The sequence below is a fragment of the Pseudomonas sp. TH07 genome, from assembly GCF_016651285.1.
In the GTDB taxonomy this organism is placed as follows: Bacteria; Pseudomonadota; Gammaproteobacteria; order Pseudomonadales; family Pseudomonadaceae; genus Aquipseudomonas.
The window spans coordinates 3,095,048-3,113,716 of the sequence record NZ_JAEKED010000001.1 but is presented as its reverse complement, the minus strand read 5'-3'; the positions used below and the strand labels follow the sequence as shown (position 1 = coordinate 3,113,716).

At 61.5% G+C, this 18,669-nt stretch carries 16 protein-coding genes; 5 read left to right on the top strand and 11 right to left on the bottom strand.

Annotation, left to right across the window (positions count from 1 at the left end; translation table 11 throughout):
• Positions 1 to 51: 51 nt before the first annotated feature.
• From pcaF to pcaR, 5 genes are all read right to left on the bottom strand, one after another.
• Positions 52 to 1,257: a 3-oxoadipyl-CoA thiolase gene (pcaF, locus tag JFU57_RS14520; protein ID WP_201132119.1), complete on the bottom strand. Its 1,206-nt coding sequence runs from the start codon at positions 1,255 to 1,257 to the stop codon at positions 52 to 54.
• Entirely contained in the window at positions 1,254 to 2,036 is a 783-nt protein-coding gene (locus JFU57_RS14515; RefSeq protein ID WP_201132118.1) for a CoA-transferase, read from the bottom strand. Before JFU57_RS14515 ends, pcaF begins: the two co-directional genes overlap by 4 nt.
• Entirely contained in the window at positions 2,033 to 2,890 is an 858-nt protein-coding gene (locus JFU57_RS14510) for a CoA transferase subunit A (protein WP_201129764.1), read from the bottom strand. The genes JFU57_RS14515 and JFU57_RS14510 overlap by 4 nt, the downstream gene beginning before the upstream one ends.
• A gap of 192 nt (positions 2,891 to 3,082) precedes the next feature.
• The gene (locus JFU57_RS14505) at positions 3,083 to 4,429 is read right to left on the bottom strand and encodes an MFS transporter (protein WP_201129762.1); all 1,347 of its coding nucleotides are present in this window, start codon (positions 4,427 to 4,429) and stop codon (positions 3,083 to 3,085) included.
• 287 nt (positions 4,430 to 4,716) lie between these two features.
• Positions 4,717 to 5,559 carry a pca regulon transcriptional regulator PcaR gene (pcaR, locus tag JFU57_RS14500; RefSeq protein ID WP_078470176.1) on the bottom strand — a complete coding sequence of 281 codons (843 nt, stop codon included), beginning with the start codon at positions 5,557 to 5,559 and terminating at the stop codon, positions 4,717 to 4,719.
• 697 nt (positions 5,560 to 6,256) lie between these two features.
• On the opposite strand from pcaR, the gene JFU57_RS14495 reads away from it, so the two are divergent.
• Together JFU57_RS14495 and JFU57_RS14490 are read left to right on the top strand one after the other, a co-directional pair.
• The gene (locus JFU57_RS14495) at positions 6,257 to 6,457 is read left to right on the top strand and encodes a hypothetical protein (RefSeq protein WP_020299072.1); all 201 of its coding nucleotides are present in this window, start codon (positions 6,257 to 6,259) and stop codon (positions 6,455 to 6,457) included.
• A 377-nt stretch (positions 6,458 to 6,834) separates the two neighbouring features.
• Positions 6,835 to 8,310, top strand: a complete 1,476-nt coding sequence (locus JFU57_RS14490; RefSeq protein WP_078470175.1) for an inorganic phosphate transporter — start codon at positions 6,835 to 6,837, stop codon at positions 8,308 to 8,310.
• Between the two features lie 160 nt (positions 8,311 to 8,470).
• On the opposite strand, the gene ccoM is transcribed toward JFU57_RS14490, so the two are convergent.
• The 3 genes from ccoM to JFU57_RS14480 all read right to left on the bottom strand — a co-directional run bounded on the left by ccoM (position 8,471) and on the right by JFU57_RS14480 (position 9,376).
• A complete protein-coding gene (gene ccoM / locus JFU57_RS33505; protein WP_305955542.1) occupies positions 8,471 to 8,587 on the bottom strand; it encodes a cytochrome c oxidase subunit CcoM in 117 nt (38 codons plus the stop codon).
• 144 nt (positions 8,588 to 8,731) lie between these two features.
• On the bottom strand, positions 8,732 to 8,893 hold the full coding sequence (locus tag JFU57_RS14485) for a hypothetical protein (protein WP_020299074.1): 162 nt from the start codon (positions 8,891 to 8,893) through the stop codon (positions 8,732 to 8,734).
• A gap of 141 nt (positions 8,894 to 9,034) precedes the next feature.
• Positions 9,035 to 9,376, bottom strand: coding sequence for an aspartate-semialdehyde dehydrogenase (locus JFU57_RS14480; protein ID WP_078470174.1), 342 nt, complete (start codon positions 9,374 to 9,376; stop codon positions 9,035 to 9,037).
• Between the two features lie 218 nt (positions 9,377 to 9,594).
• Here JFU57_RS14480 and rapA point away from each other — a divergent pair, with 218 nt between their 5' ends.
• A complete protein-coding gene (gene rapA / locus JFU57_RS14475) occupies positions 9,595 to 12,441 on the top strand; it encodes an RNA polymerase-associated protein RapA (RefSeq protein ID WP_078470173.1) in 2,847 nt (948 codons plus the stop codon).
• Positions 12,442 to 12,751: 310 nt separating this feature from the next.
• Here the strand turns inward: rapA and JFU57_RS14470 are convergent, their stop codons facing one another.
• Together JFU57_RS14470 and JFU57_RS14465 are read right to left on the bottom strand one after the other, a co-directional pair.
• A complete protein-coding gene (locus JFU57_RS14470) occupies positions 12,752 to 13,192 on the bottom strand; it encodes a hypothetical protein (RefSeq protein WP_078470172.1) in 441 nt (146 codons plus the stop codon).
• A 226-nt stretch (positions 13,193 to 13,418) separates the two neighbouring features.
• On the bottom strand, positions 13,419 to 14,768 hold the full coding sequence (locus JFU57_RS14465; protein WP_201129760.1) for a spinster family MFS transporter: 1,350 nt from the start codon (positions 14,766 to 14,768) through the stop codon (positions 13,419 to 13,421).
• A 290-nt stretch (positions 14,769 to 15,058) separates the two neighbouring features.
• Between JFU57_RS14465 and JFU57_RS14460 the strand changes: the two genes are divergently transcribed.
• Complete coding sequence (locus tag JFU57_RS14460) at positions 15,059 to 15,427, top strand: YkgJ family cysteine cluster protein (protein ID WP_078470170.1); 369 nt, start codon at positions 15,059 to 15,061, stop codon at positions 15,425 to 15,427.
• Between the two features lie 143 nt (positions 15,428 to 15,570).
• Positions 15,571 to 17,856 (top strand): putative bifunctional diguanylate cyclase/phosphodiesterase, encoded by a 2,286-nt coding sequence (locus JFU57_RS14455; RefSeq protein ID WP_201129758.1) that lies wholly within the window; start codon positions 15,571 to 15,573, stop codon positions 17,854 to 17,856.
• Here the strand turns inward: JFU57_RS14455 and JFU57_RS14450 are convergent.
• Positions 17,744 to 18,643, bottom strand: coding sequence for an NAD(P)-dependent oxidoreductase (locus tag JFU57_RS14450; protein WP_201129756.1), 900 nt, complete (start codon positions 18,641 to 18,643; stop codon positions 17,744 to 17,746). The two genes, JFU57_RS14455 and JFU57_RS14450, sit on opposite strands and share 113 nt — an antisense overlap.
• Positions 18,644 to 18,669: the final 26 nt, after the last annotated feature.

Below are 18,669 nucleotides of genomic sequence, written 5' to 3'. Positions count from 1 at the left end.
ACATGCCTGAGGGTTGCTGGCCAGATCGTGAACAGGCTCCTGGAGCAGGCGTCAGACGCGTTCGATGGCCAGCGCCAGCCCTTGGCCGACACCCACACACATGGTCGCCAGGCCTTTTTTACCGCCGGTTTTTTCCAGTTGATGCAGCGCCGTCAGCACCAGACGTGCACCGCTCATGCCCAGCGGATGACCCAGGGCGATGGCGCCACCGTTCGGGTTGACCTGCGGCGCATCGTCCGCCAGGCCCAGCTCACGCAGGACCGCCAGGCCCTGGCTGGCAAAGGCTTCGTTGAGTTCGATCACGTCGAAATCGCTGATTGCCACACCCAGGCGCTCGATCAGCTTGCGCACCGCAGGCACCGGGCCGATGCCCATGACCCGTGGTGCGACACCGGCGCTGGCCATGCCCAACACCCGGGCGCGGGCAGTGAGGCCGTGTTTCTTCACCGCTTCGGCCGACGCCAGGATCAGCGCCGCGGCACCGTCGTTGACACCCGAGGCATTGCCGGCGGTGACGGTCTTGTCCGGGCCGTTGACCGGCTTGAGCTTGGCCAGGGTTTCCAGGGAGGTATCGGCACGTGGGTGCTCATCCTGCTCGACCACGCTTTCGCCCTTTTTATGGGCAATGCGCACCGGCACGATTTCCTCGGCAAAGAACCCGGCCGCCTGGGCCGCCGCCGTACGTTGCTGGCTGCGCAGGGCAAAGGCGTCCTGGTCGGCGCGGGACACCCGGTAATCGTCCGCCACGTTGTCGGCGGTCTGTGGCATGGCATCCACGCCGTACTGGGCCTTCATCAACGGGTTGATAAAGCGCCAACCGATGGTGGTGTCTTCCAGCTTCATGTTGCGCGAAAAAGCGCTGTCGGCCTTGCCCATGACAAAGGGCGCACGGGACATCGACTCGACGCCACCGGCAATTGCCAGTTCCATCTCGCCGCTGGCAATCGCACGGAAGGCGGTGCCGATGGCGTCCATCCCCGACGCGCACAGGCGGTTGAGGGTGACCCCCGGAATGCTTTCCGGCAGGCCGGCCAGCAGCAAGGCCATGCGGGCCACGTTGCGGTTATCTTCGCCGGCCTGGTTGGCGCAGCCGAGGAACACCTCGTCTACCGCGCTCCAGTCCACCGATGGGTTGCGTTCCATCAGCGCCTTAATCGGCACCGCCGCCAGGTCGTCGGCGCGCACGGCCGACAGGCCACCGCCGAAACGGCCGATCGGGGTACGGATCGCATCACAGATAAAGACTTCGCGCATCAGGCTTCTCCCGGTGTCTGGCCATGGGCCGCGGCGGTACGTGCTTCCAGATCGCGCAGTGCGGTCAGTTCGACTTCAGTCGGCTCGGCGGTCTGCTCGACATTGTCGGCAAAGCGAATCGCCCAGCCGGTGGCGGCAACCACCTGCTCACGGGTCACGCCCGGGTGCAGCGCGGTGACCACGAATTCATGGCTGCCGGCTTCCGGCTCCATGATGCACAGGTCGGTGATGATCCCCACCGGGCCGGCACCCGGCAAGCCGAGGCGTTTGCGGGAGTCGCCGCCTTCGCCATGGCCCACCGAAGTGATGAAGTCGAGCTTGTCGACGAACGAACGCGACGACTGCTTGAGGATGATCAGTACGCTTTTCGCCGAACCGGCGATTTCCGGGGCGCCACCGGCACCGGGCAAGCGCACTTTGGGGTGGTGATAGTCACCGACCACCGTGGTGTTGATGTTGCCGAAGCGGTCGACCTGGGCCGCGCCGAGGAAGCCGACGTCAATGCGCCCGCCCTGCAGCCAGTAGCGGAAGATTTCGCCGGTCGGCACCACGGTGTCGGCGGTTTCGGCCAGTTCGCCGTCACCGATCGACAGCGGCAATACGCTGGGCTTGGCACCAATCGGGCCCGATTCGTAGATCAGCACCACGTCCGGCGACGACGTCAGGCGCGCCAGGTTGGCGGCCTTGGACGGCAAGCCGATGCCGACGAAACACACCGAACCGTTCTTCAGGCGGCGGGCGGCGGCAACGGTCATCATTTCATTGGTGGAGTAAGTCATTATTTGGCCTCCGAAACGCGGGCCAGCTTGGCCTGGAATTCACTGAAATCGGCGCTGCCGTGGATGTATTCGTTGATCCACGCGGTGAAGGTTTCACGGTCGCGAGCGATCGGATCCCAGGCCTGGTAGAAAATATTGTCGCGCTCGGTGTAACCGTGGGCGTAGGACGGATGTGCACCGCCAGGTACGTGGCAGACCGCGCTCAGGGCCCAGGTCGGCAGCACACAGGCGTTCATCGGGGCATTGAGGTCGTCGACGATTTCTTCGACGGTGACGATGCAGCGCTTGGCCGCCAGTGCCGCCTCTTTTTGCACCCCGAGGATGCCCCACAGCAGCACGTTGCCCTTACGGTCGGCCTTTTGCGCGTGAATCACGGTGATGTCCGGACGCACCGACGGCACTGCCGCCAGCACTTCGCCAGTGAATGGGCAGGTCACGCTCTTGATCAGCGGGTTGACCTTGGGCAGGTCGGAACCGGCATAAGCGCGCAACACAGCAAACGGCAAGCCCGAAGCACCGGCCACGTAGGCATTGGCCAGGTCGGCGTGACTGTGCTCTTCGATTTCCAGGGCGTGCGGCCACTGTTTTTCCACAGCGTCGCGCAGGCGGTGCAAAGAACCGACACCGGGGTTGCCACCCCAGGAGAAAATCAGCTTGCGAGCGCAACCGGCACCGATCAACTGGTCGTAGATCAGATCAGGGGTCATCCGAACCAGGGTCAGGTCTTTCTTGCCTTGGCGGATGATTTCATGACCTGCGGCCGTAGGAATCAGGTGGGTGAAGCCTTCGAGCGCGACGGTATCGCCGTCGTTGACGAACTGCTTCACCGCGTCGTGCAGCGAAAGGATTTCAGCCATTGGGGGGCTCCCGATTGTTATTGAGCGACTGGACGAAAAAGGCGCGACAAGCGCTGCCTGCGTGCCCTGAAGATTAAGCCGGGGCCATGGCCCAAACAATCCGATAATCGACTGAGTGTTCGTTTATCGAACATATTGTTATCGAGCTATCGATCCCCATTCCCTCCCCCTTTACCTCAAAACCAACCGCACTTAAGTCGCATCCGCGTGACTCACCATGCCCTTGATCACCACCGCCGTCGCCGCCAGGCCCGCCGGAATCACCAGAGCAGTCAGCACCTGCTCGAAATTCCAGCCGAGCCCCAGCAAGGTGGCGCCCATCCAGGCCCCGAGAATCGCACCGAAGCGCCCGATTCCGAGCATCCACGACACGCCCGTGGCACGCCCCTGGGTCGGATAGAACCGCGCCGCCAAGGACGGCATGGCCGATTGCGCGCCGTTGACGCACATACCCGCGATCAGCACCAAGGTCGCCAGCAGGGTGATATTGCCCAGGCTCTGACCCACCGCGTAGGCAAAGACCCCAGCCAGCAGGTAAAAGGTGCCAATGACCTTGTGCGGATTGAAGCGGTCCATGGCCCAGCCCACCGCCACTGCACTCAGCACTCCACCGAACTGGAACAGCGCGCCGATAAACGCCGCCTGCTCCATGCTCGCGCCACTGTCACGCATCAGGGTCGGCAGCCAGCTGGTGAGCAGGTAGACGATCACCAGCCCCATAAAATAGGTCAGCCACAGCAGCAAGGTGCCGACGCTGTAGGTGCCGGAGAAAATCACCGCAAACACATTGCGCGCCTTGACCGTCTTTTGTTCCGGCACGCTGAAGCTCGCGGCCTGACCGACGATGGTCGGCTCAATAGGCGCCAGGGCCTTGCGCACCTTGTCGGCTCCTCGATTGCGCACCACCAGGTAACGCGCCGACTCCGGCAACCAGACCAGCAGCACCAGCGCCAGAATCAGCGGCAGGATCCCGCCGATCAGCAACAGGCTGTGCCAGCCAAACGCCGGGATCAATTTGGCGGAAATGAAACCACCACCGGCCATGCCCAGGTTGAAGCCGCAGAACATGCTGGTCACCAGCAGCGACTTGTGCCGCTCCGGGGTGTATTCGGACAGCAGCGTGGTGGCGTTCGGCATGCCCGCACCCAGCCCCAGGCCCGTGAGGAAGCGCAGTACCAACAGTTGATCGACGTTAGTGCTGTAGGCCGAGGCCAGGCTGAAGGCGCCGAACAGCAGCACCGCCCCCACCAACACCACCTTGCGCCCGAAACGATCGGCCAGCGGGCCCGAACCCAGGGCACCGAAGACCATGCCGATCAGCGCCGCACTCATCACCGGCCCGAGGCTGGCGCGGTCGATGCCCCAATCCTGGGACAGTGCCGGGGCGATAAAGCCCATGGCTGCGGTGTCCAGGCCGTCGAGGAAGACAATCAGGAAGCACAGGATCACCACTCGCCACTGATAACGCGACAAGGGCTGGGCATTGATAAAGGACTGCACATCGAGGCAGTTGCCAGAAGCTGACAGGGGTTGGTTCATTATTTTTATTCCAGGGTAAAACGCAGGCGCGCCGAAGCTCGCCGAGGGTTGGTCAGGTCATTGCAAAGGAGAGAATTCCGGGATCAGGCGGCCAGGGGTCGAAGGCAGCTTCGATGACGGCGCAGGGGGAGCATGCTCATGGGATTGGACCTCTTCTTTATTATGGGGTCGCCGTACGGCCGCCCGCTGAAACAGGGGCGGCGGCCGATGACGCTGCCGCGACATTAATAAGGCAAGGGAAAGAGCGTCAATTCGCCAAATGCGTAGTTGTGCGTTTATCGAACAGGTTAGGAAAACAGCTGGGCGCTCAGGTCTCGACTGGCACTGAGCAGACCCGGCAGAAAACGCTGCTCCAGCTCGGTACGGCTGACCCGGCCGGCGTGGGTGCTGACGTTCAGCGCCGCCAGCACCTGGCCCGAAGCGTCATAGACCGGCACCGCGATAGAGCGCAGGCCCTGTTCCAGTTCCTGGTCGACAATGCACCAGCCCTGCTGGCGAACCTGCTGCAGGCATTCGAGCAAGGCCTCTGCGGTGTGCAGGGTACGGCTGGTCTTGGCTTGCAGGTCGGCGTGCTCGAGGTATTCACGCAGGGAAGCGTCGTCCAGTGCCGCCAGCAGGATGCGGCCCATGGACGTGCAGTAGGCCGGCAGCCGTCCACCGACGGAGAGGTCCACCGAAATCAGGCGCTGGGTGGTGGCTGAACGGGCGATATATAAAATGTCATCTCCCTCCAGGGTCGCCATGTTGCAGGCTTCGTGAAGCTGCTCGCTCATGCGGTCCAGGTAAGGCTGGGCAGACACCGCCAGCGGCGTCGACGACAGATAGGCGTGTCCCAGGGTCAGCACCTTGGGCAGCAGCGAATAGGTCCGCCCGTCGGTGGTGGCGTAGCCGAGCTTGATCAGGGTATGCAGGCAGCGACGCACTGCCGCCCGGGGAATCTCGGTGCGGTGGCTGATCTGGGCGATGGTCAGGTGGCGCTTGCGCTCTTGAAATGCCTGGACCACGGCCAGGCCACGGGCCAGAGAGGTCATGAAATCCGGATCACCGGTCAACGCCTGAATCCTCTTCGCCGGAGAGGCAACAATCGGAGGCGCCACCGAGGCGAAGGAATTGCGCAATTGATCGTTCATTTCATGCTCTCTGCGTCGAAGTTCGGCCTTATTACAAGCCGTATTGGAGAAAATGCACAAGCCGGTACAGCCAACATTGGGCGATTATCGAACCATCGGCCGATAATCGCAATCAGATGAGAGTCAGCATCAAAAAGCGCCATTTGCGCCGGGCGTCATAAAAAATCCACAGGGCGACGTTATCTTCCCCGCACTGCAACATTGCCGCGCCCTTGATTTACCCGATAACTTGCCCCATCTAACCTCAAGACCACACAGCCTGTACTGCCTGGCAACAGACGGCATTAATGATTAAAACTTTCGTGTAATAAAAGCCTCATATGTAATGACGCTTTTTAACTTCTCAACGATAGAGTTGTTCATGACCCTCGCTATAATGTAAAACGGTGAGGTTCACAGCATTCTTTGCTTTGATCACTCCATCACCCAGGCAACGCATCATTGCATGCTGTTTCCTGTCGCAAGTGTCTGCCCCCCGTCATTGACCCGGTAAAAGCGCTTGCAGGAAGTAAATGAAGACTGTTGCTACGACAGTTGTTCTTGAATCGGTGGCGTGGCCGCGTGCAACAAGGACATGACTTGGCGAACTCCAATGGCAACCTCGGTGCTGCAATGGATCCGAGTACCCGTGAGTTGATGAGTCATGCACCGGGCAATGCGTATCACCGATTTTTATCCCACTTAATTAGGTAACACTGTGACGAAAGACGAACTGCGCGCGGAACTTGAGCGCCAGGAACAACGTTACAAGGAAGTTTACGGCGGGGAAGTCACCACCTACGCCGCTCAGCCTGAACCGGAACGCAAACCATGGCGTAAACGCGCCAGCATTCTTGACCAGGCCTTCACTCAAGAACTGCAAAAGATGGAACAAGAACTCAAGGCCGATCATCCTTGACGACTGTTGCCTGAACTCTTCAAGGCTGGCCACCTGTTCGACCCGATTACCGCGGACGACAGGGCTGGCCACCGGCGCTCGTTACCCTCGGGCGACCTATTGCCTCCATCGACCGGAGCGAGGCATTTGGCCGCGGCCAGCCCTGAAGAGTAAATTTCATACAGTCGTTTGAATGATCGACTGTCCCCGCCCCGCGCCCTCTCCCGGGACTGCACCCTGCAAAATCAATGACTTGCCCGACCTTCCGGCAACCCGAGGAAAAGCTGCCCTGGGTCAGTTTTTTCATTGAAGAATGTTACCGATGAGCACCTTGTGCATTGATTACCAGGGTTTTCTGGCATAATCGCGCCCCCTTATGACCGGGTCAGAAAACCTTCATGATCGATTTATTCAGCGGACTGGATGCTTGGGTTCTTGTGAGCCTGTTGCTCGCCCTGGCCTTTGTCCTCGCCTTCGAGTTCATCAACGGCTTTCATGACACCGCTAACGCGGTTGCCACTGTTATCTACACCAAAGCCATGCCTCCTCATCTGGCAGTGTTCTTTTCCGGGGTGTTCAACTTCCTCGGGGTGCTGCTCGGCGGTGTTGGCGTGGCGTATGCCATCGTCCATTTGCTGCCGGTCGAGCTGCTGATCAACGTCAACACCGGCCACGGGCTGGCGATGGTGTTCTCGCTGCTGGCCGCCGCCATCACCTGGAACCTGGGTACCTGGTACTTCGGTATCCCGGCCTCCAGCTCCCACACCCTGATCGGCTCGATCCTGGGGGTCGGCCTGGCCAACGCCCTGATCAACGACATTCCGCTGGCGGATGGGGTCAACTGGCAGAAAGCGATCGATATCGGCGCCTCGCTGGTGTTCTCGCCGATGGCCGGTTTCCTGGTGGCTGGCCTGGTGCTGGTCGGCTTGAAGTGGTGGCGCCCGCTGTCGAAGATGCACAAGACCCCGGACCAACGCCGCAAGCTGGACGACAAGAAGCACCCACCGTTCTGGAATCGCCTGGTGCTGGTGATCTCCGCCATGGCGGTCAGCTTCGTGCACGGCTCCAACGACGGTCAGAAAGGCATCGGCCTGATCATGCTGGTGCTGATCGGTATCGTGCCTGCGCAGTTCGTACTCGACCTGGGCAGCACCACTTACCAGATCGAGCGCACCCGCGATGCCACCTTGCACCTCAATCAGTTCTATCAGCGCAACAACGAGACCCTGGGGGAGTTCCTGGCCCTGGGTAAAAGCGTAAAAGATGACCTGCCGGGTAAATTCCGTTGCAATCCGCAACAGACCGAACCGACCATCAACGCCCTCCTCGGCACGCTCAAGGGCGTCTCCGACTACCACTCGCTGAGTTCCGAGCACCGCATCGAAGTTCGCCGTTACCTGCTGTGCCTGGACGACACCGCGAAGAAAGTCGGCAAGTTGCCAGGGCTTGATGCCCGTGAAAAATCCGACCTCGACAAGCTGCGTAAAGACCTGACCGCCACCACCGAGTACGCCCCGTTCTGGGTGATTCTCGCCGTTGCACTGGCCCTGGGCCTGGGCACCATGGTCGGCTGGAAGCGCGTGGTACTGACCATCGGCGAAAAAATCGGCAAGCAGGGCATGACCTACGCCCAGGGCATGTCGGCGCAGATCACCACGGCCAGCATGATCGGCCTGGCCAACATCTTCAGCCTGCCGGTGTCGACCACCCACGTACTGTCCTCGGGTGTGGCCGGGACCATGGTCGCCAACAAGAGCGGGCTGCAGGGCGGTACCGTGAAGACCATCCTGATGGCCTGGGTCCTGACCCTGCCGGCAACGGTCGGCTTGTCGGCCGGTCTGTTCTGGCTGGCATCGAAGGCCCTCGGTTCCTGATAGCTCAGGCCGAACACAAAAAGGTGCGCCCTGTGGGTCGCACCTTTTTTTATGCCTGGCCGCCAGCGGCGCATCTGGTTTTTTCAAGGCAAAAAAAAGGGCAACCGAAGTTGCCCAAAATGCCTTGCGTGCTCGTGTAACTGGAAAGATCGACGTTGATCTATGGTTTTTTACGCTTGGTCGCGTCTTTCCAGATGAAGAATCCAAACCCTGCGAAAAACAGAACCATGAGGCCGACAGTCAGCACTCCGGCGATCACCACATTATCGAAAAACATGACTGGCCTCCTGCTCTTGCCCTGTTGCGATGGGGCTAAGTTAACCAAAGAGGCGGGGGGATAAATTGACCGGGGTCAATGTCGCCCAAGACAGGGCGACAGGGAGGGGGAATAACTGATCCACATCAACAGAAAACCGCCTGTTCAGCGCTTTTTCGGTTTGTTTTTCGGTTTTTTCTTGGCTTTGCCCAACGGCATCGCCTGCTCGAATGCCTGGCGCACTTCATTCAGGCGCTTGTCATTGAGGTCATGCACCCGCTTGGCACGTTCGGTGTTGAGATCGATCAGTTTGTCGTCTTGGCTCATGGCGTCGGCTTGCGTCTAGTAAGGGTCAATGCCCGCCGCGTGCTCATCCTGGATGAGAGCTGCGGCTGAGGCGAATGCGCCAATAATGCGGCGCCCGGCAACGCTTGACCAGCCATGAGGACTTGCCGCAGTGGCAGTGCCTCAGACTTCGACGTCGACCCACAGCCCCTGGCGCGGCGCATCTTCCATCAGCGGTACCACGGGCACCGTGTTGTCGGCGTTGAGTTCATCACCGGGGATCGCCAGGTGCTCCTCGGGATCGTCCTCGGCTTCGCGCTGGCGTTTTTGCCGTTCCTGCTGGCGTTGCTGCTCTTCGCGCAACAGCAGCGCCGACTGCTCGGTGTCGCGCTTTTTCAGGTCGATCGTGCTTTCGTTGGAACTCTGTTGCACAGGCACCACTGGCGGGATGTCCGGGCGTGGCCGGATCGGGTCCTGCTGTGAAGTGATGGGCACGGCACTCAAGGGGAGCATCGGTGGCAGCATATTATTGGTCTCCTGTCGGCAGGCTGTCGGCTGCGGCAACGACGACTTGAGCCATCTGTCGCAAACTTGTGACCCAGTCGTCAGCCATTGGTGCCCCAGAGCCCGACAAATAATGCGATGCGCTACCTTTTATCCAGGCTGTTTTGATCAGAGTTCTTTGGTCTCGGGGCCTCGTTCCGTTAAGATAGTCGGCTTTTTCAAGGCGGGAGTCAGGCAGCATGGCGCAGCAGTATCAACCGGGGCAACGCTGGATTAGTGACAGCGAAGCTGAGCTAGGTTTAGGCACCGTTCTGGCACAGGACGGTCGCTTGCTCACCGTGCTCTATCCGGCCACTGGCGACACTCGCCAGTATGCGCTACGGAATGCGCCCCTCACTCGCGTGAGGTTTTCGCCGGGTGACAGCATCACCCACTTCGAAGGCTGGAAAATGACCGTGCAAGAAGTCGACGACGTCGACGGCCTGCTGGTCTACCACGGCCTCAATGGGCAGAACGAGCAGGTCACCCTGCCGGAAACCCAGCTCTCGAACTTCATCCAGTTCCGCTTGGCCAGCGACCGGCTGTTCGCCGGCCAGATCGACCCCCTGGCCTGGTTCTCCCTGCGTTATCACACCCTGGAGCACACCAGCCGCCAGTTGCAGTCTTCACTGTGGGGCCTGGGCGGCGTACGCGCCCAGCCAATCGCCCACCAGTTGCACATTGCCCGTGAAGTCGCCGACCGCATCGCCCCGCGCGTATTGCTGGCCGACGAAGTGGGCCTGGGCAAGACCATCGAAGCCGGCCTGGTGATCCATCGCCAACTGCTGTCGGGCCGCGCCAACCGGGTGTTGATCCTGGTGCCGGAAAACCTGCAGCACCAATGGCTGGTGGAAATGCGCCGCCGCTTCAACCTGCAGGTCGCGCTGTTCGACGAAGAACGCTTTATCGAAAGCGATGCCAGCAACCCCTTCGAAGACACCCAGCTCGCACTGGTGGCCCTGGAATGGCTGGTGGACGACGAAAAGGCCCAGGACGCGCTGTTCGCCGCCGGCTGGGACCTGATGGTGGTCGACGAAGCCCACCACCTGGTGTGGCACGAAGACCAGGCCAGCCCTGAGTATTCGCTGGTCGAGCAACTGGCCGAAACCATTCCCGGCGTCCTGCTGTTGACCGCGACCCCGGAACAACTGGGCCAGGACAGCCACTTCGCCCGGCTGCGCCTGCTTGACCCCAATCGTTTCCACGACCTCAAGGCATTCCGCGCCGAGAGCGAGAACTATCGCCCGGTGGCCGAAGCCGTGCAGGAGCTGCTGGATCAGGGTCGCCTGTCGCCAAAAGCGCACAAGACCATCCAGGGTTTCCTGGGTAATGAAGGCGAAGCCCTGCTGACTGCGGTCAACGATGGCGACACCGAAGCCAGCGCGCGCCTGGTGCGTGAGCTGCTCGACCGCCACGGCACCGGTCGCGTGCTGTTCCGCAACACCCGCGCCGCCGTGCAAGGTTTCCCCGAGCGCAAACTGCACCCTTACCCGCTGCCGTGCCCGGACGAATACCTCGAACTGCCCCTGGGCGAGCACGCCGAGCTGTACCCGGAAGTCAGCTTCCAGGCCCAGCCGGACACCGACGAAGAACAACGCTGGTGGCGCTTCGACCCACGGGTCGAGTGGCTGATCGACCAGCTGAAGATGCTCAAGCGCACCAAGGTCCTGGTGATCTGTGCCCACGCCGAAACCGCCATGGATCTGGAAGACGCCCTGCGCGTGCGCTCCGGCACCCCGGCCACGGTATTCCACGAAGGCATGAACATCCTTGAGCGCGACCGCGCCGCCGCGTACTTCGCCGATGAAGAATTCGGTGCCCAGGTGCTGATCTGCTCGGAAATCGGCAGTGAAGGTCGCAACTTCCAGTTCGCCCACCACCTGGTGCTGTTCGACCTGCCTTCGCACCCGGACTTGCTGGAGCAACGCATCGGCCGTCTGGACCGGATCGGTCAGAAGCACGTCATCGAAGTCCACGTGCCGTACCTGGAAACCAGCCCGCAAGAGCGCCTGTTCCAGTGGTACCACGAAGCGCTGAACGCCTTCCTCAACACCTGCCCGACCGGCAACGCCTTGCAGCATCAGTTCGGCCCACGCCTGCTGCCGCTGCTGGAAAACGCCGATGACGGCGAGTGGCAAGCCCTGATCGACGAAGCCCGTGCCGAGCGCGAGCGTCTGGAACAGGAGCTGCACACCGGCCGCGACCGCCTGCTGGAGCTCAACTCCGGCGGTGCCGGCGAAGGTGATGCGCTGGTGGAGGCGATCCTCGAGCAGGACGATCAATTCGCCCTGCCGATCTACATGGAGACGCTGTTCGACGCCTTTGGCATCGACAGCGAAGACCATTCGGAAAACGCCCTGATCCTCAAGCCTAGCGAGAAAATGCTCGACGCCAGCTTCCCCCTGGGCGACGACGAAGGCGTGACCATCACCTACGACCGCAACCAGGCGCTGTCTCGCGAAGACATGCAGTTCATCACCTGGGAACACCCAATGGTGCAGGGCGGCATGGACCTGGTGCTGTCCGGCTCCATGGGCAATACCGCAGTAGCGCTGATCAAGAACAAGGCGCTCAAACCTGGCACCGTGCTGCTTGAGCTGTTGTATGTCAGCGAAGTGGTCGCCCCGCGCTCCCTGCAACTGGGCCGCTACCTGCCACCGGCCGCCCTGCGCTGCCTGCTGGACGCCAATGGCAACGATTTGTCGGCACGCGTCGCCTTCGAGACCCTCAACGAGCAGCTGGAAAGCGTGCCGCGGGCCAGCGCCAACAAGTTCATCCAGGCCCAGCGCGATCAGCTGACGCCCCGGATCAACGCCGGCGAAGAGAAAATCGCCCCGCGCCATGCCGAGCGTGTGGCCGAAGCCCAGCGTCGCCTGGCAGCTGACACCGACGAAGAACTGGCGCGCCTGACCGCCCTGCAAGCGGTCAACCCGACCGTGCGCGACAGCGAACTGGTGGCCCTGCGCCAACAACGCGAGCAAGGCCTGGCCATGCTCGACAAGGCGGCGCTGCGACTGGAAGCGATTCGGGTGCTGGTAGCCGGTTGATCACCGCCCTGCCCTGCTGAAACAAAAGGCCCGCGCAATGCGGGCCTTTTTTTGCCTTTGCGGGCGACTTCCAAGGATAAAAAAGCCCGCTGGGGAGGCGGGCTAACGGGGTTCATTAACGGTAGGGAGCTGAACCTGTGTCGCCAAGGACGCTGGCGGGCAAACCAGTTTCAGCCTAGGCGCAACAGCATTCAGCCCTGGAAACACCCCGCGAAGGAGGATTATCTTCGCGGCACTGACAACAGCTGAAAACCAGGGCCACACGACCATCACCAGATAGAAGTCTTTGTGTGCGGCCTTGGTTGATCGCTTAACGAATGCTGCGGATGCTGCCTTTGTTACCTTTAACCGTCACCGAGACCTTCTTGAATACGAAGTAGTCTTCTTCAGTGACTTCATAACGAGGCGCAACAATCAGGTCGGCACCGGAAGCTTTGACTGCTTTGAAAGCCGCTGCCGATTTGACGGCTGCAACGGGATCAAGCCCCAGACCACCTAGACCACCCGAAGATTGGCCGCCGTAGGAAACACCATCGGCAAATTGGCTATCACCGCCGAACTTGAACACACCAAAAAGCACATTGACCGAAGACTGGCCGGATATCGCCTCCCCGACCGCAACATCGGCCTTGAGGTCGGCTTTGACTTGGCTGTCAATCGGCGCCGAAGGTTGACTCATGTTGTAGCTCACGCAACCAGTGGCGCTAGCGATGATAGTGGAGAGAGCAATGACCTTGAAAACCGTTTTCACGAAAACTTTCCTTATTGCCTAAGTCAGACGAACGCATCCGAAGCTGGACGCCTTTCCCGATGAAGCCGGGGTCCAGACACTAGCAATACAAAAAAGCCACCAACATGAGAAATTTCCCAAATAACCGCCAGAAACAACTGACGCATAGTGCGGCCTGAGCGCCTCTACAGCCCTGCCCTTCCCCCGAAACGCCCACCGATGACTGGGCGATTCCGACCATTGGGACTCACGAGACCACGGCTGCCACGATCGGCCTTTCACTCGCCACCAACCCCTCCTTCATCTGCTTCGCATCCTTCACAAAACTGCGCGAGGCCTGAAACAGAAACAGCATGGTCAAAAACAGTGCAACCGGAATCAGGTACATGGCGTCATGCAAGCCGACGGCCTTGAAGGCCTCGGTCATTTGCTCGGCACCGGCGGCGTACATCGCCGAGTGGGCAAAATGGTCGGACAGCCCGCCCACCACCACCGGCCCCAGGCCACCACCCAGCAGATACAGACCGGCAAAAAACAGGGCCATCGCCGTGGCCCGCAGCCGTGGCTCGACCACGTCCTGGATCGCGGTGTAGACGCAGGTGTAGAAGTTGTAGGCAAACAGCCAGCCGACACTGAACAGCGCGACAAACACGCCGATCTCAATCCGCCCGGCATGCAGCGCCCAGGCGGTGCACAGGGTGGAGATGATCAGACTGCAGGCGGCAAACAGCAGGCGCCCATTGGCTACGCGCTGGTGAATCTTGTCGGCGATCCAGCCGCCCAGGGTCAGGCCGATCAGGCCGGTCACCCCGACGATCACCCCGGTGGCCACGGCGGCCTCCTGCAGTGGCATCAGGAAATAACGCTGGAGCATCGGCACCAGGAACGAGTTGCAGGCATAGGTGGCGAAGTTGAAGCACAGCCCGGCCAGCACCAGCCAGAGAAAGGTCGGGATCGCCAGTACCCGGCGGATCGGCCGGTCCACGGGCTCCTGGGAAATCTTTACCGTCTCGGCGGCGCCTCGTGCCGGCTCCTTGATGAAGAACATGAATACCGCCAGCAGCAGGCCCGGCACGGCGGCGATAAAGAACGGCGCGCGCCAGCTGTCAAAGGCCTTGACCATCGCGCCGATGGTGAAGAACGCCAGCAGCAGCCCCAGGGGCAGGCCCAGCATGAAGATGCCCATGGCCCGGGCCCGACGGTGCGCGGGAAACAGGTCGCCGATCAGCGAGTTGGCCGCCGGGGCATAACTGGCCTCGCCAATGCCCACCCCCATGCGCACGATCAGAAAGCTCCAGAAACTGCCCACCAGGCCGTTGACCGCCGTCAGCCCGCTCCACACCGCCAGGCCCCAGCCCATCAGCTTGCTGCGCGAGCCGGTATCGGCCATACGCCCCAGGGGCAGCCCGGCAATGGCGTAGACGAGGGTAAAGGCGGTGCCGATGATCCCCAGCTGGAAGTCACTGAGGTGCCATTCCATGCGGATCGGCTCGATGATGATGGCCGGGATGGTGCGATCGAAAAAGTTGAACAGGTTCGCCAGAAACAACAGGAATAGAATGCGCCAGGCATTCGCCGCTTGGGTCGAGTTGTGCATGGTTCGGTCTCTTTATTGTTATTCGGCCAGACGCAAGCGAGCCTGGAAACTGCAATCTAGTCAGCCCTGCCGCACCTGTCTGTGATCATTCGCCATCCTGATATCAGGCCATGGCATCTTGCCCCGGGCTAAAGGCCGCGCCCCTTGGACCAAGCCCGAAAATCAGCAATCAAAGTGCCACCTTTATAGGCAGAAAATATAGTCCTCGCCCCCCTTCCCAAGGCCAATGCGAAGCCTAGAATGGCGGCCTTGCCTCCCCCTCTCTTCCCCCTTTTCTATTGATGACGCCCATGTCCGAAGCCAGTCCGTGTCTGAGTTGCGGTGCCTGCTGTTCACACTTTCGCGTGTCTTTTTTCTGGGGAGAATGCGCCTCGGCCGGGGGCTCGGTGCCCGACGACCTGGTGGCGTCCATCAGCCCCAGCCGGGTGGCCATGCTCGGCACTGACTGCAAACCCACGCGCTGCGTGGGGTTGGTCGGTGAAGTGGGCAGCCAGGTCAGTTGCTCGATTTACCATGAGCGCTCCAGCACCTGCCGCGAGTTCGAGGCCTCCTGGACCGACGGCCTTGCCAACCCCGATTGCGATGCCGCGCGTGCCGCGTTCGGCCTGCCCCCCCTTGAGCCGCGTTTCGACGAGCTGTATTTCGAACAGAGCGCTTAGCGCCAAACGCTATCGGGCCCATAACCAAATCATTAGAACCAGTTTGCCATCACCGCTTGCAGGCTACGGGCGAGCTCTATACTCAAGGCATTCGTCGGCGCCGGGATCCGCCAGGGCGAGCAAATTCCGTGATGGGGCATGCTATGGGATGGCTTGGGGCGCATTTTTTTACCGAGCTTCCGGAAGGTGGTCAGGTATTGCTCGATTGCAGCCATAACCCCTTTCTGGTGCTGCTGGCTTATCTGGTCGCCTGTGCGGCCAGCTTCGCCACGCTGGACATGGCCGAGCGCGTGGGCCACGTGGATAACCCCGCGGCCCAGCGGCTGTGGCGCTGGATAGGTGCCGCCTGCCTGGCGGGGGGGATCTGGGCCATGCATTTTATCGGCATGCTGGCCTTCCAGCCGCCGATCGAAGTCAGCTACGACCTGCCAATTACCGTGCTCTCGCTGCTGACAGCCCTGGTCGCCTCCTGGCTGGCGATGAATACCCTGAGCCAACCCGAACTGCGGCTGGGGCGCTACATCAGTGCCTCGATCTGGATCGGCCTGGGCATCTGCGCCATGCATTACGTGGGCATGGCCGCCATGCGCTCCAGCGCCGTGGCCATCTATGACCCGACCCGCTTCGCCCTGGCGGTGATCGTCGCCATCACCTGCAGCTTCGCCGCCTTGCTGCTGTCCAGTTTGTTGCGCGAAGGCAGCGGCATGTTCCATCAATTGCTCAAGTACGCCAGCAGCCTGGTGCTCGGCGCCGGGATCGTCAGCATGCATTTTCTCGGCATGTGGTCCATGACCCTGGCCCTGCCCCTCGGCGCGCCGCAACTCGCCCCCCAGGACAACAACCATATGCAGTTGGGGCTGACCATTGCGGTGATCATCCTGCTGCTGATCGGCAGCTGCATCAGCGCCGCCCTGGCCGACAAGAAACTGCAACACAAGGAGCGCGACCTCCGGCGGGTCAACGCCCTGCTCAGCCAGCTCGATCAGGCCCGTGTTTCCCTGCAGCAGGTGGCGCACTACGACGCCCTGACCAGCCTGATCAACCGTCGTGGCTTCAATCAGCTGTTCGCTGAAAAACTCATCGAAAAAACCGCATGCGGCGGCATGCTGGCGGTGATGTTTCTGGATATCGACCACTTCAAGCGCATCAACGACAGCCTCGGCCATGACGCCGGCGACGAGTTGCTCAAGGTGCTGGCCGGGCACATCAAGGGTTCCACCCGCAGCCACGAGGATGTGGTCGCACGTTTTGGTGGCGATGAATTCTGCATCCTGATCAGCCTGCATAACCGCGACGAAGCGCGGCATATGGCCCAGCGCATCATGCAAAAGATGAAGCTGCCCATCGAGCTCGCCGGCCGGCGCATGGTCATGACCACCAGCATCGGTATCAGCGTGTTCCCCGACGACGGCCGCACCTGCGAAGAGCTGCTGAAAAACGCCGACCTGGCGCTGTATCAGTCCAAGGGCGCGGGTCGCAACAGCCTGCATTTTTTCAGCTCCAACCTGAAGACCCGCGCCACCCTGGAGCTGCAACTGGAAGAAGAACTGCGCCACGCCCTGCGCAGCGAAGCCGGGCTGACCGTGTATTACCAGCCGATCTACGACTTGAAGAACGCCCGGGTCAGCAAACTCGAAGCGCTGATCCGCTGGCAGCACCCGGTACATGGGCTGCTGGCGCCGGACCGCTTTATCAGCATTGCCGAGGCCAACGGCCTGATCGCCGAACTCGACAATTGGGTGTTGCGCCGGGCCTGCGAGGACCTGGCCATGCTCAGGCGCCAGGGTTTCAACGAGCTCAAGGTGGCGGTCAATTGCTCGGCGCTGAACCTGATGCGTGACGAGCTGACTGACGAGATCAAGATGGCCCTGCACCACGCCGGCCTTCCGGCCCAGTGCCTGGAGCTGGAGGTCACGGAGAACGCCCTGATGGGCAACATTGCCAATACCCTGACGCTGCTCCAGCAGATCCGGGCCCTGGGCGTATCGCTGTCGATCGACGACTTCGGTACCGGCTATTCATCCCTGGCCTATCTCAAGCGCCTGCCCCTCAACACCTTGAAGATCGACCGCTCGTTCATTCAGGACATTCCCCATTCGACCCAGGACATGGAGATCGTCCAGGCCATTATCATCATGGCCCACACCCTGCATTTGCAGGTGGTCACCGAAGGCGTCGAAACCGTGCAGCAGTCCGCGTTCCTCAGCCATTACGGCTGCGACTTCATCCAGGGGTATCTGCTCAGCCGACCGGTGTCCCTGGAGCTACTGCCGGCATTGCTCAGCGAACTCCAAGAGCACCAGCCGGCCTGGGCCGCTACGCGTCTTCACTCCCCGACTGGCGATAGAGATGGATCAGGGTCGCCGGGTCTTTTTCCAGATAGCCCTGGGCCCCATGCAGGCGCATCAACTGTGCTGCCAAGCCGCTGATGGGCGTGGCCGAGCCCTGCTCGCGGGAAAACTTCACCGCCCCGTCCAGGTCCTTGAGCAAGGTCCGCACATGCCACTTCACCGGTTCGAAACGGCTTTCAGCCATTTGCGGGGCGAGGATCTGCAGCGGCCGCGAGTCGGCAAAACCTCCGGCCAGGGCCTCGGCAATCAGGCTGGCATCGACCCCGGAACGCTCGGCCAGGGCCACCACTTCGGCAATCACCAGGGCATTGCAGGCAACAATCATCTGATTGCAGGCCTTGGTCACCTGGCCGGCGCCTACCGGCCCCATGTGGGTCACCCGCTGCCCGAGCTTGAGCAGCAGCGGGCGAATCCGCTCGATATCCGCCACCGCACCGCCTGCCATGATCGCCAGGCTGCCGCTTTCGGCACCCGCCGTGCCGCCGGAAACCGGCGCATCGACCCAGCCCATGCCGGTCGCCTCGGCCAACTGGGCGGCCATTTCACGGGTGGCAGTGGGCTCTAGGCTGGAGAAGTCCACCAGCAACTGTCCGGCCCGGGCACCCTGGGCGATGCCCTGGTCACCGAACACCACCTCGCGCACCACCTCTGTATTGGCCAGGCATAACAGCACCAGGTCACTGGCCTCGCACAACTGGGCCGGTGTGGCGACTTGTCGCGCCCCGGCGGCTACCAGTGGCGCGCACTTCTGCGGATTGCGGTTCCACACGGTCAGCGGATACCCCGCAGCCAGCAGGCGCCGGCACATGGGCAGCCCCATCAGGCCGATACCGGCAAATCCGAGTGAGGGTAACGCTGCCATCATCTTGCCTCCTTTTGATTAAAGATCGC